General features: G+C 63.4%; 24 protein-coding genes and 2 pseudogenes. 18 read left to right on the plus strand and 8 right to left on the minus strand.

Features of this window, described 5'->3' with window-relative positions:
• Positions 1-42 precede the first annotated feature (42 nt).
• The 3 genes and pseudogenes from QOU61_RS20440 to QOU61_RS20445 all read left to right on the plus strand — a co-directional run bounded on the left by QOU61_RS20440 (position 43) and on the right by QOU61_RS20445 (position 2820).
• Complete coding sequence (locus QOU61_RS20440) at positions 43-1323, plus strand: nucleotidyltransferase domain-containing protein (RefSeq protein ID WP_289653007.1); 1281 nt, start codon at positions 43-45, stop codon at positions 1321-1323.
• A pseudogene (locus QOU61_RS37360) lies at positions 1301-1678 on the plus strand (type II CBASS E2 protein); the annotation flags it as partial. The gene QOU61_RS20440 and the pseudogene QOU61_RS37360, both read left to right, overlap by 23 nt.
• A gap of 77 nt (positions 1679-1755) precedes the next feature.
• Positions 1756-2820 carry a CBASS cGAMP-activated phospholipase gene (locus QOU61_RS20445; protein WP_289653008.1) on the plus strand — a complete coding sequence of 355 codons (1065 nt, stop codon included), beginning with the start codon at positions 1756-1758 and terminating at the stop codon, positions 2818-2820.
• Positions 2821-2826: 6 nt separating this feature from the next.
• Here the strand turns inward: QOU61_RS20445 and QOU61_RS20450 are convergent, their stop codons facing one another.
• The 3 genes from QOU61_RS20450 to QOU61_RS20460 form a co-directional block, all read right to left on the minus strand.
• A complete protein-coding gene (locus QOU61_RS20450; RefSeq protein WP_289653009.1) occupies positions 2827-3651 on the minus strand; it encodes a hypothetical protein in 825 nt (274 codons plus the stop codon).
• A gap of 146 nt (positions 3652-3797) precedes the next feature.
• Positions 3798-4097 carry a hypothetical protein gene (locus tag QOU61_RS20455; protein ID WP_289653010.1) on the minus strand — a complete coding sequence of 100 codons (300 nt, stop codon included), beginning with the start codon at positions 4095-4097 and terminating at the stop codon, positions 3798-3800.
• A gap of 215 nt (positions 4098-4312) precedes the next feature.
• Entirely contained in the window at positions 4313-4471 is a 159-nt protein-coding gene (locus tag QOU61_RS20460; RefSeq protein WP_289653011.1) for a hypothetical protein, read from the minus strand.
• 330 nt (positions 4472-4801) lie between these two features.
• Between QOU61_RS20460 and QOU61_RS20465 the strand changes: the two genes are divergently transcribed.
• The 5 genes from QOU61_RS20465 to QOU61_RS20485 all read left to right on the plus strand — a co-directional run bounded on the left by QOU61_RS20465 (position 4802) and on the right by QOU61_RS20485 (position 6995).
• Positions 4802-5377 (plus strand): ATP-binding protein, encoded by a 576-nt coding sequence (locus QOU61_RS20465; protein ID WP_289653012.1) that lies wholly within the window; start codon positions 4802-4804, stop codon positions 5375-5377.
• A 122-nt stretch (positions 5378-5499) separates the two neighbouring features.
• Positions 5500-5673: a hypothetical protein gene (locus QOU61_RS20470; RefSeq protein WP_212418718.1), complete on the plus strand. Its 174-nt coding sequence runs from the start codon at positions 5500-5502 to the stop codon at positions 5671-5673.
• A 288-nt stretch (positions 5674-5961) separates the two neighbouring features.
• Positions 5962-6393 (plus strand): hypothetical protein, encoded by a 432-nt coding sequence (locus QOU61_RS20475; protein WP_289653013.1) that lies wholly within the window; start codon positions 5962-5964, stop codon positions 6391-6393.
• 204 nt (positions 6394-6597) lie between these two features.
• Positions 6598-6789, plus strand: a complete 192-nt coding sequence (locus QOU61_RS20480; protein ID WP_289653014.1) for a hypothetical protein — start codon at positions 6598-6600, stop codon at positions 6787-6789.
• Positions 6786-6995 carry a hypothetical protein gene (locus QOU61_RS20485; protein ID WP_289653015.1) on the plus strand — a complete coding sequence of 70 codons (210 nt, stop codon included), beginning with the start codon at positions 6786-6788 and terminating at the stop codon, positions 6993-6995. The genes QOU61_RS20480 and QOU61_RS20485 overlap by 4 nt, the downstream gene beginning before the upstream one ends.
• Positions 6996-7120: 125 nt before the next feature.
• Here the strand turns inward: QOU61_RS20485 and QOU61_RS20490 are convergent, their stop codons facing one another.
• Both QOU61_RS20490 and QOU61_RS20495 read right to left on the minus strand, forming a co-directional pair.
• On the minus strand, positions 7121-7729 hold the full coding sequence (locus QOU61_RS20490; RefSeq protein ID WP_289653016.1) for a hypothetical protein: 609 nt from the start codon (positions 7727-7729) through the stop codon (positions 7121-7123).
• A 329-nt stretch (positions 7730-8058) separates the two neighbouring features.
• Positions 8059-8328 (minus strand): DUF2312 domain-containing protein, encoded by a 270-nt coding sequence (locus tag QOU61_RS20495; RefSeq protein WP_289653017.1) that lies wholly within the window; start codon positions 8326-8328, stop codon positions 8059-8061.
• Positions 8329-8426: 98 nt separating this feature from the next.
• On the opposite strand from QOU61_RS20495, the gene pdxY reads away from it, so the two are divergent.
• On the plus strand, positions 8427-9290 hold the full coding sequence (gene pdxY / locus QOU61_RS20500) for a pyridoxal kinase PdxY (protein WP_289653018.1): 864 nt from the start codon (positions 8427-8429) through the stop codon (positions 9288-9290).
• 44 nt (positions 9291-9334) lie between these two features.
• Positions 9335-9781, plus strand: coding sequence for a DMT family transporter (locus QOU61_RS20505; RefSeq protein WP_289653019.1), 447 nt, complete (start codon positions 9335-9337; stop codon positions 9779-9781).
• A gap of 53 nt (positions 9782-9834) precedes the next feature.
• Here the strand turns inward: QOU61_RS20505 and QOU61_RS20510 are convergent, their stop codons facing one another.
• The gene (locus QOU61_RS20510; RefSeq protein WP_289653020.1) at positions 9835-11001 is read right to left on the minus strand and encodes an acetamidase/formamidase family protein; all 1167 of its coding nucleotides are present in this window, start codon (positions 10999-11001) and stop codon (positions 9835-9837) included.
• A 248-nt stretch (positions 11002-11249) separates the two neighbouring features.
• On the opposite strand from QOU61_RS20510, the pseudogene QOU61_RS20515 reads away from it, so the two are divergent.
• From QOU61_RS20515 to QOU61_RS20530, 4 genes and pseudogenes are all read left to right on the plus strand, one after another.
• Positions 11250-11468, plus strand: a pseudogene (locus QOU61_RS20515) (DMT family transporter); the annotation flags it as partial.
• A gap of 281 nt (positions 11469-11749) precedes the next feature.
• Complete coding sequence (locus QOU61_RS20520; protein ID WP_289653021.1) at positions 11750-12376, plus strand: nucleoside deaminase; 627 nt, start codon at positions 11750-11752, stop codon at positions 12374-12376.
• Positions 12377-12607: 231 nt separating this feature from the next.
• A complete protein-coding gene (locus QOU61_RS20525; RefSeq protein WP_289653022.1) occupies positions 12608-13879 on the plus strand; it encodes an alkaline phosphatase family protein in 1272 nt (423 codons plus the stop codon).
• A 492-nt stretch (positions 13880-14371) separates the two neighbouring features.
• On the plus strand, positions 14372-14599 hold the full coding sequence (locus QOU61_RS20530; RefSeq protein ID WP_289653023.1) for a hypothetical protein: 228 nt from the start codon (positions 14372-14374) through the stop codon (positions 14597-14599).
• A 204-nt stretch (positions 14600-14803) separates the two neighbouring features.
• On the opposite strand, the gene QOU61_RS20535 is transcribed toward QOU61_RS20530, so the two are convergent.
• Entirely contained in the window at positions 14804-15259 is a 456-nt protein-coding gene (locus QOU61_RS20535) for a cupin domain-containing protein (RefSeq protein ID WP_289653024.1), read from the minus strand.
• A gap of 92 nt (positions 15260-15351) precedes the next feature.
• Here QOU61_RS20535 and pdxR point away from each other — a divergent pair, with 92 nt between their 5' ends.
• The 4 genes from pdxR (at position 15352) to QOU61_RS20555 (ending at position 17837) form a co-directional block, all read left to right on the plus strand.
• Positions 15352-16788 (plus strand): MocR-like pyridoxine biosynthesis transcription factor PdxR, encoded by a 1437-nt coding sequence (gene pdxR, locus QOU61_RS20540; protein WP_289653025.1) that lies wholly within the window; start codon positions 15352-15354, stop codon positions 16786-16788.
• Positions 16789-16950: 162 nt separating this feature from the next.
• On the plus strand, positions 16951-17166 hold the full coding sequence (locus QOU61_RS20545) for a hypothetical protein (RefSeq protein ID WP_289653026.1): 216 nt from the start codon (positions 16951-16953) through the stop codon (positions 17164-17166).
• Positions 17167-17418: 252 nt separating this feature from the next.
• Positions 17419-17652: a DUF6894 family protein gene (locus QOU61_RS20550; protein ID WP_289653027.1), complete on the plus strand. Its 234-nt coding sequence runs from the start codon at positions 17419-17421 to the stop codon at positions 17650-17652.
• 8 nt (positions 17653-17660) lie between these two features.
• On the plus strand, positions 17661-17837 hold the full coding sequence (locus QOU61_RS20555; RefSeq protein ID WP_289662307.1) for a hypothetical protein: 177 nt from the start codon (positions 17661-17663) through the stop codon (positions 17835-17837).
• 55 nt (positions 17838-17892) lie between these two features.
• Here QOU61_RS20555 and QOU61_RS20560 read toward each other — a convergent pair whose 3' ends face one another.
• Positions 17893-18312, minus strand: coding sequence for a hypothetical protein (locus tag QOU61_RS20560; RefSeq protein WP_289653028.1), 420 nt, complete (start codon positions 18310-18312; stop codon positions 17893-17895).
• Positions 18313-18557 lie beyond the last annotated feature (245 nt).

Below are 18557 nucleotides of genomic sequence, written 5' to 3' on the forward strand. Positions count from 1 at the left end.
CATTGCGGGAGGAACACAACTGAGCTGTAGAGGAACGTCAATATGAACTATTCCGATCGCTATCTGCGTCAGATCGCGAGCTACTCGACGGTCGACGTGATGCTGGCCGACGTCGCGATCCGGATCCAGCTCAGCCCGACCGACTACCAGCTTGCCGTCGACCACTACCACGCCATCAATGAATGGCTCGAGCGCGAGGACAGCCCCCTCTCGCGATTCGTCCGCGACTTCTATCCGCAAGGCGGCTTCGCGATCGGCGCGACCGTCGCGCGCCACTCGAGCGATGACGAGTTCGACATCGACGTCATGGCCGACCTCGCCTTCCGAGCCGACGTCGATCCCGAAGACGCGCTCGCGACCCTGCACGTCGCGATCCGTGGCGAGCGTGGCTCGCGCTACTACCTCAAGACCGACCGGAAAACACGCTGCAGCACCGTCAGCTACGATGGCATGCATCTCGACGTGACGCCCACGGTCCGCCTGACGGGCACCGCCGAGAAGACGGGGCTGATCTTTCACTCCAAGCCCGAGGATCCGTCCGAGCCGAAGATGTCGCTGTACGCCAACCCACACGGGTTCGCGCAGTGGTTCATCGCCCGGACCCCGCCGGACCAGGATTTCGGCACCTTCTTTGAACGGCGGTCGCTGGACTACGATCGCGAACGCGCGATCCTGTCCAAGCGCGCGGACGCCGCACCTGTGCCGGAGCAGTGCCCTGCCTACCACAAGTCGCGCGCAGTCATCGCGTTGCAGTTGATCAAACGCTGGCGCAATCTGGCGTATGATAGACGGCACAAGAGCCGGCGGCTGCCGCCGTCGGTGCTGCTTGCCTTCTACGTGGCCAGCCACGCCAACCAGATGACGTCGCTCGCAGAAGAGCTCAGCTTCCAGGTCGAGAGCATGCTGGCCGTCGTCGGGCAGGAGCATGACCGGGGCGAGAAGGTCTTCGCCAGCAACCCGATGTGCCGCGAGGACATCCTCACGGATCGCTGGCCTGCAGACCTGAACGACCAGGCGGTCTTCATCCGCGAACTCACCGACTTCGCCGTGAAGCTCCGGCGGCTGCGCGGCGACATCGCCCTTCCCGAGATGCAGCAGATCCTCGAAGATCTGTTCGGCGAGAAGCCCGCGCGGTCGGCGGTGAAGGACCACGTCCAGCGCGTCGGCAAGGACGTGGGCTCGACCGGTAGCCGCTTCATGCCCGGCAAAGCCGCGATCCCTGCCGCGGTGGCCGGCGGCACGTCGGCACCGAGCATCGCCAGATCGGCACCGTCGCATAAGTTCTTCGGCGATCACCCTGATGACGTACCGAAGCGTCGATGAGCAGGACGCCGAGATCCGGCGCCTCTTTCCCGACTTCCGGCTGACGGCTCACGCCGACTGGATCGCTGTGTGGGAAGGGTCGCTAAGACCGGCGTCGAAAACCTACACGATCCGGATCGTCTACTTCAGGCGCAAGTTTTTCGACGGATGGTTCCTTTTCAATTCCTATGTGACCGTCCATGTCGTCGATCCGCTAATCCGCAAGATCATGTTGAGCGGCGATGATCTACCGCACATTTATTGGAACAATCACGCTCCGGAGTGGCCTGCGCTATGCCTCTGGGATCCAGATGAGATGTTCTGGAATCCCGAGATGTCGATCGCGACAACGATCGTCCCGTGGACGTCGGAATGGTTGCTGTTCTTCGAATACTGGCAGATTTCCGGCGAATTCCTAGGGGCCGGCCGGCACCCGCCGAGGAGACGCAACGAATGCCCGAACCCGCCCGAGACTTCAGACCCGGAGACCCGCGCTCGAAGGGAGCAATTCCGCAACGACGAATTCCACAGGATTGGCCGAAAGACCGGCGTTTTCGGATCCTATCTCTCGATGGGGGCGGTATTAAGGGACTGTTCCCGGCAACTGTTCTCGCCGAGATCGAACGGCGTTATCTCGGTGGCGGCTCTATCGCCGGCTATTTCGATCTGGTCGCCGGCACCTCCACCGGTGGCATACTCGCCCTCGGTCTCGGAGCCGGCCTGACGGCGGCAGAGATGGCCGACCTCTACTTGACGCGCGGCCCCGAGGTCTTTCCGCAGCCGTCGAACGCCGCTTGGGGCCACATCCGGTCGTGGTGGAGAGGGAAGCGCAACTACGTCCTGTACAACTACGAACGCGAACCGCTGGAGGCCCTTCTGACTGATGCGCTCGGCAGCAAACTCCTTGGCGACTCCAAGTTGCGATTATGCATACCCGCGTTCGAGGGCAAGCACAGCGAGGTGTTCGTCTTCAAGACGCCTCACCATCGCGACTACAAGTTCGACCGCCTGGAGCCAATGGTCAAAACAGCGTTGGCGACGGCCGCGGCGCCGACCTACTTCCGACCTCTCGAGCACAACGGCTACATGCTGGTGGACGGGGGCGTCTGGGCCAACAACCCGGTCATGCTGGCGGTCATTGAGGCCTTGATCTGCTTCGACGTCGATCGGGACCAGATCGACGTGTTGAGTCTCGGCTGCGGCGACGACCCGTACGTCGTCTCCCGGCTACAGTCAGCGCTCGGCGGAAAGTTGACCTGGTACGACGTGATCTTCGCCGCGATGCGCCTGCAGTCGCTGTCGGCAACCAACCAGGCGCGCTTGCTGCTCGGGCCGCCGGCGGTAAGGCGTATCGACCCGCCCGCGAACCCGAGACCCATTATGCTCGACGACTACCGCAGGTCGAAGGACGAGCTCGTTCCGGCGGCCCGGAACGTGGTCGACGAACATGGAGCGCAGATCGCCGCCGCCTTCCTCGCGAGCCCGGCAGACCGCTTCGTGCCGGCACCTCTGGAGTGATCCGACCTAGGCCAGCTCCTTGCGCAGTCGCCTGACCTGGTCGGCGTAGGGCACGAATAACTGCAGGTTGACGTAGATCTGCTCGCGCGAGGGCGGCCGCGCCCCGGAAGGATGTCCGGCTTCGTTGCGGGCGATCCGGATGATCGATTGGACGGCGTTGAGATTGATGTCGATATCCTCCGTTGCCGCGGTTGAAAGCGTCTTCAGGTGGGGCGCAAGCCCCTTACGGAACGCCTCTATCTTCGCGCGGATGAAGCGTTCCTTCTTCGCCTGATCGAATGACTTGCCGATAGTGCCGTTCGCGTTCGCCACGTCGATGAGGCGAAGAAATTCCGCCTCGGCGGCCACCCCAAGCATCACCGTCGCGGCGAGGAAGCATCCCGAATAGAACGCAGCGACCGCCTCTTCGAGATACATCTTCGCCGCCGGTAGGAGATCCGGAACGGCTTTGGAGATCATGGCGATGTACGAACCGGTGTCGTGAAATCTGAACGGTTGCCGCGCGTCCTCCGACTCCCCGAAGCGGCTGAGACGAAACCACGGCCATTGCGGGTTGTTGTCGTCCAGACCGAGCGTGACAACGCCCTGTCGGAACAGATCCCAAAAGATTTCGAGGATAGTGTCCCGATCCCTTGGATGGAGCCCCGCCGACGCGCCCTGATAGGCGAAGCCCGTACCGAGGTTGGCATTCGATCCTTCTCGCGCATTGATTGCCCGCGCGGTGTGCTCGACTAGCGTCATGTACTGGTTGTTGCCCGAAATGCGCTGGTGAAGGACGTCCACGACGACGTCGCGTAGTTCCTCATACGAATGCTGTTTGGCGTTCGACATTGAGCCCCGCGCCTCCATTGCATCAACAAGTTCCGTCGGTGGAGCGAGCCGCTAGACCCGCATATGCTTCGGCAAGAAGACCCATAAATTGCTCGGCAGTCATCCGCGCCCCTTCATCATGGACCGCCGGAGACGGCGCCCAGCGTTCACGCCTTTTTCTGTATCAGCGGCGTCTTGATGTAGCCGGCCTGGATTGCCCAATCACTGAACTTCTGAAAGTCGGGGTGGATCTCTTCGTACGTCGCGACGAACTTCTGTATAGCCCGCGAAATGGCGACCACGACCTCGAGTTCGTCGATCGTCATCTTGTCGGGCCCCGTGGCATGCTTCAGCCAATTGCGGAAAAGGTTGAGCTCCTTCCCGCTGAACTTGCCCTTCAACACGTTGAACAGATGCATCAGGGGATTTTCCGGCAAAATGCTTTCACCTGCGCCGGCGAGCGTCATCGCGCATTCGTACTGTTTCAGCTCGAAGTGTCCGATCGCGGCGCGGATCTGTCGAAGCGAAGCCCATTTCTTGTTCGTCTCCACTTTCGGTGCATCCGCCATCGTACCTCACCGTCCACGACTTCGCGGGCCTGCCGGCTTACGCGGGCATTCCCTAAGGAAACTGAGCTCAAAGACTATTCGGAGCCCCGTACGAACCCGCTATGCGAAGGAAACTACTTACCCCCTGGTCGCTTCACGCCCTGTTTTTTGGCTGCCGCGGCGTCGGCCAGTACCCGGCCGCCGATGCCGCTGCCCTTCCTCAAGGCCTTGCCGGCCTGAGAATCCGTCTTCTTAGACGGCGGAATGATGCGCTCCTTGCCACTCTTCGCCATATACCCCTCCAGCCCGCATGAACGGGTTGATGGCTATCATACTTGCAACCAAAGAGAAAGTCGGGCCGCCGGTCATCAACTGCACGCTTCTCGGGCTCGAGCCGCACTAAGATCGATACGGTAGCTCTTCCCGTGCCGACGGAGCATTGCGACGGTAGGCTACCGCTCCACCTGAAGTCGCCCGCAGCGGCAGGCAAAGTGCGTCCCCTACAAGTAGGTCTCCCGATCGAGCAAAGTAGGATGCAGGACCCACGGCCCTACTCCCGGGTTGAGCCGCTAACGATCGAGAACTCGAAGCTGGCACCGCGTGTGGCGCCGAAGAGTAACAGGATGGGCATCAGAAACTATTTGATCGAAGGCGTGTCTGGCACCGGCAAAACCACGGTGGCTGAAGAACTGCAGCGGCGCGGTTACCACGTCCTCCACGGTGACCGGGAGTTGGCCTATCAGGGCGATCCAAAGACGGGGGAACCGGTGGATGAACCTGCCCACGAGAGCGAGATGGACAAGGTCGTCTGGCAGCAGGAGCATCACCTTTGGGACATAGACAAAGTCAAGTCCGTGATCGCTGATCACAGCAACGCAATCTCCTTCTTCTGCGGCGGCTCTAGAAATTTCGTCCGCTTCATTGATTTGCTTGATGGGGTTTTCGTTCTTGACGTCGATCTCGACACTTTGAAACGGCGGCTTGCCAGCAGACCCGATGATGAGTTTGGCGGAAGACCGGTCGAACAGGATCTGGTTGTACGATTGCATGCAACGAAAGAAGATATCCCGAAAGGTGACGTCGTAATCGACGCCACTGCGCCGCTTGAAAGCGTCGTGGATGAGATTTTGGAAAAGTGCAAACTGGATCACAGACGTGCGCCGCGGGAGACGAACTATGCCCGGTGCCGCAACGCGTAGGATGGGTTGAGCGGAGCGACACCCATCGTTCGATCCGGTGAACGCGGATGGGTATCGCTGCGCTCCGCCCATCCTACGTCTGACCAAGTCTGCCCGGCGGATTCAGTACTGGAAGGATCGTCATGAACGGAAATCGATACTACGGGGTCCGGGTCGAGGGCGCGAAATACGGCGTGGGCTTCGGCTCGGCGCTCGCCATCGCGATCTCCTATACCAACAACCACTCGATCCTCTGGGCGATCATCCATGGCATCCTGGGCTGGCTCTACGTGATCTATATCGCGCTGTTTGGGTGACCCCGTTTCCACGAGCTGGATCGACGCGACCGCACGGCGCATCCCTCCGCCGCGGCACCATCCATTTCATTCTCGACACAAAAATTGATTGGATAACTCCAAAAAGAGGCTTGATTGGCCGCTTGCCTAGCTGCGCGAGCCGTTCACGGATCGGCACCTGTTGGCAAATGCTGTTCGGAAAAGCGCCTTTGCGTCAGACCGATAGGCTGATGTCAAGAGGTTGTCGGAAGTCCTGAGTGGCCCGTCTTGATGATCATTGATTGCGCCAAGCGGCTCTGGAGTGTTCGAATGACGAGATTGTTTCAGCCGGTCGCCCTGGGCGCCTGCCTTGCCATGCTCTCATCGATTGACCTGGCGACGGCGCAGGCGAAACAGCAATGCAGCGCCGCGATGCCATCCGATCCGCACGGGCGCTGGTGGTCCTACCGTCTGATCGACGGCCGCAAATGCTGGTACGAAGGCAAGCCGAACCTCTCCAAATCACTGCTGGAGTGGCCGGAGGAGACGCCTGCGCCACCGGCTCCGCGTGAGGAAGCCGCAAGCGCTTTCGCAAGGAAGCCCGGCAATCTGCTCAACGCCCAGGCCTTGGCACAGGAAGGTGTCGATACGTTCGAGGCGCGCTGGAGCGCCCGGGTCCGCTTCATGGAATCGACTCCCCCGGCGTCCAGGCCGCCGACGCAGGGCACGCTCGGTGGAGCGCTCGCCGGCGCCGCCCGCTAGCGCACGTTAGCGCCCCCCACATTCGCTCGCTGCACGGCCGCCTTCCCGACGACTGGCCCGATTTTTGCTCACGAGCTTTTTATTCCTTTGTTACTGCCCGCCGGCTTCAACGGCGGCGCAGGCGTCCCAAATGGGCAGGGACGCATGAAATGATGATTGTCATCTTATGGTCGGCTTATCCTCTCGTTGAAGTCCGGAGCAAAAATGGGCGAGGTCATTCGATTTGTCCCGAAGTCGGAACTCGAGCGAGCCCGCCTAATTCGGCAGGCGCGCGCGATCTACGACAGTATTTTTCCGTCGACTGGGCCTGTCAAAGAGCAGCAGGACAAGGGACTGGTTGGTCATGCGATCGGCGGCGCGAATATCTATCGCGGTGACGGGGTTCGCCGGTCGTGATCCAGATCATCGCCGTGCTGTGCAGTCTCGCCTCTCCGGCCAATTGCCACGAGCAGACCGTAACCACCTCGGACTTCGCTAACGTCTCAATGCGGTCGTGCCTGATGGGCGCGCCGCAGCTTGCCGACTGGATGAAGCAGCATCCGGCCGAGCGCCTTGCGGCATGGCGCTGCGTGATTGGCAAACAGGACCGCAGGGGGGCCTAGAGCGTCGCGGCCACAGCGCCGCCCGCTAGAGCATCGGTTCTGATGGAATCAGAACCGATACTCTAGATTCTTGTTTTGATGCGTTTTCTTGACGCGAACCGCTACCCGCTTCGCTCGAAAACGCTCTAGTGCGAACCCGCCGTCGCTCCCGCCTTCGGGCTTGACGCAAAGGCGTTGCGGACCACCGACGTCAGTTTCGTCCAGCTGCACGACAGCGAGCTCTGGATGGTGCAGGATTTTGATTTCGCGCGCGCCGCCACTGGGCGGCGCAGGCTGATGGGCAGCGGCACTTCCGCTGCCTCAGGCGCCGCGGCAAGCAGCATGGCGGCGTCCCGCCTCTCCGATGCGATCGAGGCGTCCTCGCGCCGCTGCGCATCGAGGAAGCGCATATACTCCATATCGATGCGGTTGCGTTCCTCCACCGTCGGATTGGGCCCGGCAATATCGAAGCTGCGATCCTGCAACACGTCGTAATAGCTGTAGCCCCCGCCCGCCTTGCGGCGGCCGGCAAAACGCGCGGCGCAATCCGTCATCCGCGCAGCCTGCTCGGCGCCGGGCATAGCGCTTTCGGCCAGCGCCGCACATTCCTCAAAATCCTGGGCAACGACGGACGGGCGAAAGGCGAGCCACAGCGCGACGACCAGAAAAGGGGTCACCGCAACCATACTCGCCGGGAACTCTTGCAGCACGCGTCTCGCCACGAACATGGCGAATGCTTGCCCAGCCGCGGCCATGGTTGCAACATTTTGCGGAGTTTTCCCCACAGTTCTGTGGCGCCCCCGTCACAGCCCGATTTTTTGTTCGCGGCCGGCGCCCGCGGTCGTCATTGGGAGATTTTCGGGCGGCAACGTCGCCGATCATTTGAGAAGGATGTTTTTTCATGCCTCCATTTAAAGCCATTGCGGCGCTTGCTTCGGTCCTGGCGATTGCATGCTCGATGTTTGCCGTAAGCTGGGTCGGCCTGGCGCTGATCGGTTATTGAGCGCCCCCGGAAACATTATCAGCGGCGAACACGTCGCCATCGCGCGATGTTCGCCGCTGCCCTGACCCTTCCTTGATCGGCTCACGCCGCCTTGGCGACCTTCTCCGGCGGCGGCGCTTCGATCGCCCGCATGTAGAGATCGAGCAGCGTCTCGCGTTCGTCGCGCTCTTCCTTGTCCTGCTTCCGCAGCTTGATGATCTCTTTGAGGATCTTCACGTCCAGTCCCTCGCCCTTGGCCTCCGCAAACACCTCCTTCTTCTGCTCGTTCAGCTCGGCCAATTCGTTGTCCAGGTTCTCGATCCGCTCGATGAACGAGCGAATCCGCGCGCCGGGGATGGTGATGTCGGACATGGTGCCTCCCTGTTGAATAGGAGCGTGAAAATGACCGCAAACAAATAACCAATGTGTTAAGCCATGAGGCTGGAACCCGAGCTCTTTTAGCGCAGAGCATGACCGTCATTTCCATCCAGTCGCAGGTCGCCTACGGCCATGTCGGCAACAGCGCGGCCGTCTTTCCCATGCAGATGCACGGCATCGACGTCATCGCGGTCCCCACGACGCTTCTGAGCAACCGGCCGGGCTATCCGACCCTGCGCGGCCGGGTGCTCGAGGCGCAACTGGTCGCCGATCTCCTGCGCGGGGTCGAGGAACGCGGCGCGGTCGAGACCTCCAGCATGATCCTTTCGGGCTATCTCGGCTCCCCCGACATCGCCGCGGTGGTTGCCGACTTCGTGACACGCGCCAAAGCTCGCAATCCCGCCCTGCGCTATGCCTGCGATCCCGTGCTCGGGGATCGCGACCGCGGCCTGTTCGTGCAACCAGACATTCCGCCGCTCGTGCGCGACCGGCTGTGCCCGCTTGCCGATATCATCACCCCCAATCATTTCGAATTCGAATTTCTGTGCGGGGCGAGGGCCACGGCGATCGACCGCGTGATCGAGCAGGCGCAAGCGCTGATCGCGCGCGGTCCATCGACCGTCGTCATCACCTCCGCCGAGCTCACTGACACGCCGGATGGCCAGATCGACACCATTGCCGTCGAGCGATCGCGGGCCTTTCGCGTACGCGCGCCAAAACTGCCGATCAGCCCGAACGGGACCGGCGATCTCTTCGCCGCGCTCTACGTATCGGCCAGCGTGCGGGGCAAGGAAACGGCGGATGCGCTTGCCCACGCCACGTCCGCTGTCTTCGCCGTGCTGGAGCGCACCGCGGCGCGCGGCAGTGAGGAAATGCGCATCGTCGAAAGCGGCGAACTCCTCGTTCATCCGAGGCACAGGTTCGACGCTGTCGCCGTCCACAGCTCACACGCCTGATCCCTTCCTCCACCGTCCCCACCGCTCTTCCTCAGGAATGCCAGATGCTCAAGCTCGCTCTCCCAAGCCTCCTTGCCATTTCCGCCGGCGTCAGCCTCGTCGTCCAGCAGGCGCTGAACGCGAACCTGCGCAACGCGCTGAACTCGGCCGCATGGTCGGGCTTCATGAGCTATCTGGTCGGGATGATCTGCATGGCGGCATTCGCGCTTGCCCTGCGCGACCCCCTGCCCTCGGCGACTGTCGTTGCGCGCATTCCGTGGTGGGCGTGGAGCGGCGGGGCGTTCGGCGCGATCTTCATCGCGCTCGCCATTCTCCTGATCCCGAAACTCGGCGCGGCAACCTTCATCGCCCTCCTCGTCGCCGGGCAAATGCTCTGCTCGCTCGCCTTCGACCATTTCGGCCTGCTCGGCATTCCCGTCCAGCCGGCAAGCCTGATCCGGCTTGCCGGCGCCGCCTTCCTCATTCTCGGCGTCGTCATGATCCGCATGTAGTCTTGGGGTTCAATTCAACCCTGATCCATGCTGGCGCGATCTTTCGGCCGCGATCAATCGACGAAAATGTCGAGCGGAAGCACGGCCGAGACGATGCAGTTCGGTACGTCGACAAGCTGTCCGATCCTGAGATCCACGGCGACTGCGGCGACGGCATAGGCCTGTTCGCGCGTCAGCCCCTTGTTTGCGACCATCCAGTCGATGATCCTGAGCAGCGCATCGCGCGTCGCCAGCGTGAGATCTTCCGACAGGTTTCGCAGCGCTGCGACCTTGGGACTGTCGAGATAGGCCAAATGCTGCGGCACCCAGCCTGCGTCCTTGACCGGCAGGCCGATCACCGCATGGAACCGGCTTGGTTCGACGTTCCTGAGCTGACCGCCGCCAATGACATGCGGAAACCGGATCGAGGAGCCTGCGCCCTTGACCACCTCGCATCTCAGCGTGACGCGCGCCGCCATCTCGATCGCGGTGCCGCACACCTCTCCGTCGCCCTGCGCGAAATGGATGTCGCCGGTCCACAGCCCGGCGCCGTCGACCAGCACCGGAAACATGATGGTCGTCCCGACCTGCATCGCCTTCACATCCATGTTGCCGCCGTTTTCGCGCGGCGGAATGGTGCGCAGCCCTTCGGCGGCCCAGGGAGCCCCTTCGCCGAACAAGGCCGCCGGCACGGCCCCCTTGGGGTCCGGCATCAGCACGAAGCCGCCGGCCGCGGCGAGCGCCCCCTCGCGATCGAGCGCTTCGGCGACCTCGGGCTTGCCGGGGAGCACGCCGATCGATCCGGGAAACGCGCACATCGGGACGCGGATATTGGGCAACTGGTCGGAAACCGCGGCCAAACGGTCGAGCTTCCAATTGACGACGAATGGCCCCGTGATCACGTCGCGCAGGAAGCCGAATCCCGGCGCGATCGCGGTGTAGCCATGATCGTCCGGCGCGATGTCGACGATGGTGACCGCCAGCGCGTCGCCACGCTTGGCGCCCTCGATGAGCACCGGCCCGGTCATCGGGTGAACGCGGGAGAGATCGGCCCGCGCGACATCGGCCGCCGTCGCCGCGGAGCCGAACTGATCGTCAAAGGCGTCGCGGGTCTCGTAGACGATGTAGTCGCCCGGGCTTGCGCTCGCGACCGGCGGCAACGCCCAGTGCAGGCGATTGAAGCAATTGGGATCGTCCTTTGCGGTTGCTCCGCTCCGCTTGATCTCGACCGTCCTGGTCATGGCTCTTTTCCTCCTGCTCAATTCCCCTTTGCGACGGGGTCCCTTTCCATACCCGATCGCGTCGGCTCGCGATCGGGATCGTCGCGGGGCTCCCGTCAAATTGAACGGTTCGAACCGATCCGCGGCCGTTCGTATGCGCGCGGACATTGGCGCAGATGGATGAAAATGCCCCGTTATGCGTTGTTGGATATCGCTAGCGGCAGCGATCGGCGGCCGGCATCCGGGACTGTCCTGTTGCGCGCCGTTGCGGCGGGGCGTTCGGCGCGATCTTCATCGCGCTCGCCATTCTGCTGATTCCGAAACTCGGCGCGGCAACCTTCATCGCCCTCCTCGTCGCGGGGCAAATGCTCTGCTCGCTCGCCTTCGACCATTTCGGCCTGCTCGGCATTCCCGTCCAACCCGCAAGCCTGATCCGGCTTGCCGGCGCCGCCTTCCTCATTCTCGGCGTCGTCATGATCCGCATGTAGCCGTTATGCGGGCGGTATCCGGCTGATCCGCCGGCCGTGAGGTCGATCTGGAATGTGGTAAGTTGCCGAAAGTGCATAGCGCATCCGGGGCGCTTGGACCAATTTCCTGATGCCAAATCGCAAAAGCGGCTCTCGCGTGGTGTCACGTTTCCTGAAGTCAACGAAACCAATTTGTAACGTCGATTGAATTATAGATATCGGGGGGTCATCATTTTTGGCAGGGCAAATCCCGCAGTCCTCGTCAGGATAGCTGCCGTGCCGTGAAAGCGGAGGCCGAGAGCATGCGTGATCCGCAAGCGTCCGATGCGATCATGATGCGTCGCTGTATTGCTCTCGCCAAATCCGCTGGACAAAACGGAGAGTACCCGTTTGCGTCCGTCATCTCGCGGCGGGGCGAGTTCATTTGCGAAGCGCTCAATCTGGTCAGGGCTGAAGGAGATGCCACGCGACACGCCGAAATGGTTGCAATTGCTTTAGCGCAGAAGAAGCTCGGCTCCATGAGCCTCGATGATTGCACGCTCTATTCGACCATAGAGCCCTGCGCGATGTGCTGCTACGCCATTCGTGAAACCAGGATCGGAAGGGTCGTGTTCAGCTTGCGATCGCCGGTCATGGGCGGCAACTCGCGCTGGAAAATTCTCCACGATGATCACCTGTCATCGAAATTGCCGGAAGTATTTGCCCGGCCACCCGAGGTCGTATCCGGATATTTGCAATACGAGGTTCAGAACGTATTTCGGAAGCGAAGTCCGCTCGTCTGGGAGTTCTTGAAGGCTCGAGAAATATTCATTGACAGTCCCGATATCGATCACGTCGAGACTTCGAACTCGAAAATCAGGCGAAGCCTTTGGTGGGGTCTTGTCAACTGGGCAAGGGCCTCGATTCTCGATCGCTTTTGGCGCGGTTAGGATTGGCTACATCAGCGCGTGGCGGTGACGAGCAAGATGGCGAGCCCTCGCCGATCACGCGCCGCGCCGCTTTATTCCCTCCGCCCACGACTTTTTAAAATCCAACTCCCCGCGTCCGCTTCGCGCATCCGTCGCGCACCTGTAACAAACGCTCACTAGCAGGAGACCCCGGCGCTGGTCCGCTTCGCGAGCCCGCGCGAGATTGATCGTCATCCAATTTGGGGAGCATCCATGTTCGACTTGATCAAGCGGCCGCTTGCTGCGGCCATGCTGATAGGGACGCTGACGGCCGCATCGCAGGCCACGGCGCGCGACCGCGATCACGATCGCGACGGCCGGATCGGCCATGTCTTCGTCATCGTGCTCGAGAACGAAGGCTTCGACATCACCTTCGGCGCCAACTCGCCCGCGCCCTTCCTGTCGAAGACGCTGCCGAGCCAGGGCGTGCTCCTGAAGAACTATTTCGGCACCGGCCATGTCAGCCTCGACAATTACGTCGCGATGATCTCGGGGCAGGCGGCGACGCCGCAGACCCGCAACGATTGCGGCGTCTATCAGGATTTCGCGCTCACCGGCATCACGCCGGACGGCCAGGCTGTTGGCACCGGCTGCGTCTATCCCGCGTCCATCAAGACGCTGGCCGATCAGCTCACGGCGACCGGCAAGAGCTGGCGCGGCTACATGGAGGACATGGGCAATGATCCGGCGCGCGAGCAGCGAAGCTGCGGGCAGCCGCTGGCCAACGGCAAGGTTGCGCTCAACCAGGCGGATGACACCCAGGCCGCCGAGCCGCAGGATCAGTACGCCGCGCGTCACAATCCGTTCGTCTACTTCCACTCGCTGATCGACAGCGGCGCCTGCGCCAACCACGTGGTCAACTTCAACCGCCTGGCACAGGACCTGGCCTATGAGTCGACCACCCCGCATTTCGCGTTCATCACGCCCAATCTCTGCCATGACGGCCACGACGCCAAGTGCAAGAACGGCGAGACCGGCGGCCTCGCCGGCGCCGACGCCTTCCTGCAGAAGACCGTGCCGATGATCCTGAACTCGCCCGCCTTCAAGGAGGATGGACTCCTGATCATCACCTTCGACGAGGCGAGCCTCGATGCGGCGCCGGACGGCAAGGGCAACCTCGTGCTCACCGCCGCCGGCGAGACCTGCTGCGGCCAGCAGCCCGGACCGAACCTCGCGCCGTTTCCGCAGAGCACCGAGCCGTTCCCGAACGTGATCTTCAACTTCCAGAGCTTTGGCGGCGATCGAACCGGCGCGGTGCTGGTCTCACCGTTCCTGAAGGGAGGAACGGTGTCCAACGTCCCCTACAACCACTATTCGATGCTCAAGACGGTCGAGGATATTTTCCACCTCGATCATCTCGGCTATGCCGGCCAGCCCGGGCTGCAGGGCTTCTTCGGCTGCGCCAACTCGGACATCGCGTTCCGCTCCCGCGACGACGATCAGTTCGGCCGCTGCGAGCGTGAGCGCGAGCGCGATCGCGACTGATCGCTCGCGATCCGAAACGGTCTATCCGTGGCCCCCGACGGCGTGTCCGTCGGGGGCCGCTTTCTTTTGCGCCTTTGCGCACCTGCGCCGCTCGAGGCGCCATACCTCGGTATAGGTCCTTGAACCCTTTGGATGCCCGAACTTTACCTGCGTTCAATTGAGCCGTTGATGCTGATCGTCCTAGGTTTCATGCATCGGACAAAGGCACATCACCTTCATCAAGTCCGACAGTGGAAAAGGGAAAGACCCGTCGCGATAACGCCAGGAGGAGACAATGCCCGACCGTTTCGAAAGTCTCAGACATGGCAAAGCCGCACGATGCGCCGTCTGTGATGGCCGGTTTGGCCTCGTCCGGCACTACGCGTGGCGGACCCAGCTTTGCTCCAGGAAGTGCGTCGATCGCTTCAGAGCGCGCCGGGAAAGCGACCGCAACTGGCTACCCTTCTTCCCGACCGCTTTCGATCCGCTGGCAAGGAACCGCGCGAGGACCTCATGACGTTCGATATCTCACAGCGAGGCAAGGAATATTTGCAGACAGCCCGGACCCTGCTCCGCGCCGCCCAGACCATGACCGACCGGGCGATTGCGGCTCAGCTCAAGGCGCTGGCCGACGACTACGAGCGGCGCGCCGAGAAAGCATCGCAAGCCGATGCGGCCAAGGCGGCGGCCAGGGCATCGGCCCGCGTGGACGCCAGCGTTGAGGGCGCGTGGGGCGCTTGATGGACTGCCTGCCCGCGGCCACGGCTGGCTGAGGCGCGGCGGCAGCCCCATGAGTTCCCTCGCGGTGTGTGAATCGCATCACATGGCGTTCCCGCGAATCGCGCTAGGCTTGGGCCTTCTCCCTTACCTTGGCCCGCCCGCAAATGGGCGGGCTCTCCTTGAGCCGCGCCGCCCGTACGCAGCCCGCGCTAGTAGGGCCGTCCCTCACAGTACCTTCATCAGATCGGCCGCGCTGGCGCCTTCCGGCGCGATGTAGATCGCAAGCAATGTCGCGGGCTCGGTTGCGCTCGCGTTGCGCGAGACGCGGTGGATGGCGCCGACCGGCTCCCACCACGCCTCGCCCGCCCGATAGGTCCGCTCGGGGCCGTCGCCGACCTGGGATGCGATCGCGCCCGACAGCACGAACGCCATCACGCCATTGGCATGGGCATGCGCCGGCGATCCCGTCCCCGGCGGATAGGTGACCTCGAGCAGCGAAATCTCGCGCGCGGGATCCCCGGGCAGCTTCTGCCTGATCACCTCGCGCCTCGACGACTGCTTTGCGTTCTTTGCCGCGTCCTGCGCGGCCGCCTCCGTGCCGCGCGCGGCGGCGAAGGCCGCGACCAGCGCGGCAAGCGAAGCAAGGCTGAATTCGCGTCTGGCCAGGTTCTTGTCCGTCATGGGATGTCTCCGCATCGATGCAATCCGGATGCGGATCGAAGCACGCGCATGGCCTAGCCTGAAGAGCCAAGATAAGACAAAATGACCGGGCCATGGCCCGCCCGCGAACACACCCGAAAATCGCCGGGGATCCCGCCCGCAGCCGGTCCGATCCGCTCTATCGGCAGATCTACCAGCGGTTCCGACAGGCGATCGCGAAAGGCCAGCTCCGGCCGGGCGACCGCCTGCCCTCGGTGCGCGATCTCGCAGCCGAGCTTTCGACAGCGCGCGGCACGGTCGATGCCGCCTATGCGGTGCTCGCGGGCGAAGGCTATGTCATCAGCCGCGGGCCTTCCGGGACGATCGTCGCGCCGGGGCTCCCCGATGTGGCGGCCGCCGGTCCGTCCAGGCGCCGGCTCCCGGCTGCGGCGCCATCGCCCGAACATGCCGCGCCCAGGCCCTTGCAGATGGGACTGCCCGCGCTCGATGCCTTCCCGCGCAAGCGCTGGGCGCATGTCGTCGCGCGCGAGGCGCGGCGGCTCTCCGCGGCGCAGATGATGTATCCGGACCCGGCCGGCTTCGCGCCGCTGCGCCAGGCGGTCGCCGCCTATCTGGTCGCCTCGCGCGGCATCGCCTGCGAATGGCGGCAGGTGGTGATGACGACCGGGTTCCAGGGCGGCCTCGATCTTGCGCTGCGCGTCCTGCTTCGGCCGAACGATCGCGTCTGGATCGAGGACCCGTGCTTCCCGCCGGTCCGCGCCGCGCTGGAAATGGCGGGCGCGCGCCTCGCGCCGGTCGCCGTCGATGCCGGAGGCATGCGCGTCGCCGACGGCCTCAAGCGGGCGCCGCGCGGGCGGCTGGCGGTGGTGACGCCCTCGCACCAAAGCCCGCTCGGGGTCGCGCTGTCGCTGCCGCGCCGCCTCGCGCTGCTGCGCTGGGCCAACGAGGCCGACGCCTATGTGATCGAGGACGATTATGACAGCGAATTCCGCTTTGTCGGCCGCCCGCTGCCGGCGCTGAAGAGCCTCGACCGCGAGCAGCGCGTGATCTACGCGGGATCGTTCAGCAAGACGCTGTTTCCCGGCCTGCGGCTCGGCTATCTGGTGCTGCCCGATCGCCTGCTGCCGCGCTTCGTCGAGGCCAACACCTGGCACACATCGGGGCAGAGCGCCTTCGGCCAGCGCGCGGTAGGGGCTTTCATGACCGAAGGGCATTTCGCGCGGCATCTGAAGCGCATGCGCAAGCTCTATGCCGTCAGGCGCGCCGCCCTCGTCGACGCGTTCCATGCCAGCTTCGGCGAATCCATGACCATCGCGATGCAGCCGGGCGGGATGCACCTTCTGCTGCGCCTGGCGAGCCGCACCTCCGACGCGCGGCTTGCCCGGCGCGCGCAGGCCGAAGGGCTCGCCGCCGAGCCGCTTTCGCCACGCGCGATCCGGCATGATTGCGGCCAGGGCCTGCTGGTCGGCTTCACCAATGTCGCCGAGCACGATGCCGCCGCCATCGCGCAGAGGCTCAAGCATGCGCTCGGTTGCCATCTTCCGGGGTGAGCAGGCCGGCCACCTGCCCCGGAACCGGCTGTTGCGCGGCGACAACGGCTGTCGGGCGGAACCCACAGGCATTCGCTTCGCTACAATCTTTCCTTCTGCCCGCCATCTTTTCGCACCCGCCGCGCGTCACGCTGCCTGTGGTTGTATTGCGGAGGGCGTGCGATGGACACCGAGCTTCAGACCAAGGTTGAGAAGTACGAGGCCAAGGTCGTCCAGTGCGAGGAGTGGGCGCGCAAGGCGCCCGAGGGACCGCAGCGGGAATTCTACACCGTGCTCGCGCAGTACTATGGCGAGCTCGCCACCGACTTCCGCAAAATCCTCGCCAAGCGCAGCGCCGCGTTTCCGCTGTTCGCCGGCTCGGAGCAGAAGAGCGCCTGAGCGCGACGTCTTTCGCCATCCGCTGTCGTTCGGCCGGTGACGCTGCGGCCTCGCATCGTTGGCGCGGGCTCATTGGCCCTTCCGCCTGATGACCGCACGCTGCGCGCCCGCACATCCGGTCATCACCTCGATTTGATTCGAATCCTCAGGGATTCCCGTAGTTTCCCGATGCGGGATGATCCGGATTCTCCGCTTCCCCTCCCGCTGCTATCCCTCACCTCCGAGTGGGGCGATTCCTCAGGAAAGCGGACCATGACCGAAATCTATTTCCACTGCTCCGATGCCGAACACGTCATGATCGATCGCTGCGGCTCGGCGGTGGACGATCTCGCCGAGGCGCACGCGCAGGCGCACCGCTTCGTTCGTGCGCTGATCATGACGCCGTCAACCGAAGACTGGCGCGACTGGATCCTGCACGCCACCGACGAACGCGGCGAGGAGCTCTTCGTCGTTTCGTTCGCTTCACTCCTCGGCAAGCTGCACTGAGATTCATCATGTCGCGCATCCCGTTCGCTACGATTGAGCTTCTCCAGCGCGTGCGCGCGGTCGTCGCGCGCTACCAGGATCTGGTTGTAAACGTGGTCAATCCCTATCGGCCCGAGCTCTACTATATGCGCGGTCCGGGCCCGAAATGGCGCGCGAAGCAGCAGCTTCGCCATCGCAATCCGTAGAACGGATCAGAGATGCAGGACGCCCGCGCCGGTTGCGGCCGGGCACCTTGCAATATCACACGCAACCCATACCCCGGCGTGCTGGCGGAACTAACGCCAGTGCGGCATGTTGTGACCGGCGTGGGGACCCGCGATCAGCGAGCGAGGTGAAATCATGGCGATTTGCACCGAAAAGCACCATGCCAATCACGCCCATCAGCACGGTCCGGGATGCGGCCACACGGCGGTTCATCATCAGGGCCACATCGACTACCTGCATGACGGCCATCTGCACCACATGCACGGGGATCACGTCGATGAGCACGCGATAGCGGTCGACGCAACGAACCCCGTGCGCTGCACGCCGGACAATGTTTGCAGCGGTCATACGCACGGGCCGGGCTGCGGCCACCAGCCAGTCCCTCACGGCGATCACGTCGACTATCTGGTCAACGGCCGTCTGCATCACCCACACGACGACCATTGCGACGACCACGGACCGCTGTCTCTGGCTTGAGGCTCGCAGCCGGGGGACGCGCTCGCCAACCCGCCCTAGAGCGTTTTCGAGCGCTCCGCCCGAAAGCCGCCTTATTGTCGCCGGCCTGATAGCGCGCGCGTGCCACGTTCGCGCACGATGGTTAATGCGGCAACCGCGCTGTCCTTTAAAACCAGCCACAATTTGCACTTCTTCAATTTTAGACTCGGTAGAAGTTGAGTCGAAGCGCGGGAAGGGCGGCGGCC

The organism is Bradyrhizobium sp. NP1 (assembly GCF_030378205.1).
Lineage (GTDB): Bacteria > Pseudomonadota > Alphaproteobacteria > Rhizobiales > Xanthobacteraceae > Bradyrhizobium.

Coding starts and splice junctions, on each gene's coding strand:
- QOU61_RS20440 (WP_289653007.1), top strand. CDS start 43: ATGAACTATTCCGATCGCTATCTGCGTCAGATCGCGAGCTACTCGACG.
- QOU61_RS20445 (WP_289653008.1), top strand. CDS start 1,756: ATGCCCGAACCCGCCCGAGACTTCAGACCCGGAGACCCGCGCTCGAAG.
- QOU61_RS20450 (WP_289653009.1), bottom strand. CDS start 3,651: ATGTCGAACGCCAAACAGCATTCGTATGAGGAACTACGCGACGTCGTC.
- QOU61_RS20455 (WP_289653010.1), bottom strand. CDS start 4,097: ATGACGCTCGCCGGCGCAGGTGAAAGCATTTTGCCGGAAAATCCCCTG.
- QOU61_RS20460 (WP_289653011.1), bottom strand. CDS start 4,471: ATGGCGAAGAGTGGCAAGGAGCGCATCATTCCGCCGTCTAAGAAGACG.
- QOU61_RS20465 (WP_289653012.1), top strand. CDS start 4,802: ATGGGCATCAGAAACTATTTGATCGAAGGCGTGTCTGGCACCGGCAAA.
- QOU61_RS20470 (WP_212418718.1), top strand. CDS start 5,500: ATGAACGGAAATCGATACTACGGGGTCCGGGTCGAGGGCGCGAAATAC.
- QOU61_RS20475 (WP_289653013.1), top strand. CDS start 5,962: ATGACGAGATTGTTTCAGCCGGTCGCCCTGGGCGCCTGCCTTGCCATG.
- QOU61_RS20480 (WP_289653014.1), top strand. CDS start 6,598: ATGGGCGAGGTCATTCGATTTGTCCCGAAGTCGGAACTCGAGCGAGCC.
- QOU61_RS20490 (WP_289653016.1), bottom strand. CDS start 7,729: ATGGCCGCGGCTGGGCAAGCATTCGCCATGTTCGTGGCGAGACGCGTG.
- QOU61_RS20495 (WP_289653017.1), bottom strand. CDS start 8,328: ATGTCCGACATCACCATCCCCGGCGCGCGGATTCGCTCGTTCATCGAG.
- pdxY (WP_289653018.1), top strand. CDS start 8,427: ATGACCGTCATTTCCATCCAGTCGCAGGTCGCCTACGGCCATGTCGGC.
- QOU61_RS20505 (WP_289653019.1), top strand. CDS start 9,335: ATGCTCAAGCTCGCTCTCCCAAGCCTCCTTGCCATTTCCGCCGGCGTC.
- QOU61_RS20510 (WP_289653020.1), bottom strand. CDS start 11,001: ATGACCAGGACGGTCGAGATCAAGCGGAGCGGAGCAACCGCAAAGGAC.
- QOU61_RS20520 (WP_289653021.1), top strand. CDS start 11,750: ATGCGTGATCCGCAAGCGTCCGATGCGATCATGATGCGTCGCTGTATT.
- QOU61_RS20525 (WP_289653022.1), top strand. CDS start 12,608: ATGTTCGACTTGATCAAGCGGCCGCTTGCTGCGGCCATGCTGATAGGG.
- QOU61_RS20530 (WP_289653023.1), top strand. CDS start 14,372: ATGACGTTCGATATCTCACAGCGAGGCAAGGAATATTTGCAGACAGCC.
- QOU61_RS20535 (WP_289653024.1), bottom strand. CDS start 15,259: ATGACGGACAAGAACCTGGCCAGACGCGAATTCAGCCTTGCTTCGCTT.
- pdxR (WP_289653025.1), top strand. CDS start 15,352: ATGGCCCGCCCGCGAACACACCCGAAAATCGCCGGGGATCCCGCCCGC.
- QOU61_RS20545 (WP_289653026.1), top strand. CDS start 16,951: ATGGACACCGAGCTTCAGACCAAGGTTGAGAAGTACGAGGCCAAGGTC.
- QOU61_RS20550 (WP_289653027.1), top strand. CDS start 17,419: ATGACCGAAATCTATTTCCACTGCTCCGATGCCGAACACGTCATGATC.
- QOU61_RS20555 (WP_289662307.1), top strand. CDS start 17,661: ATGTCGCGCATCCCGTTCGCTACGATTGAGCTTCTCCAGCGCGTGCGC.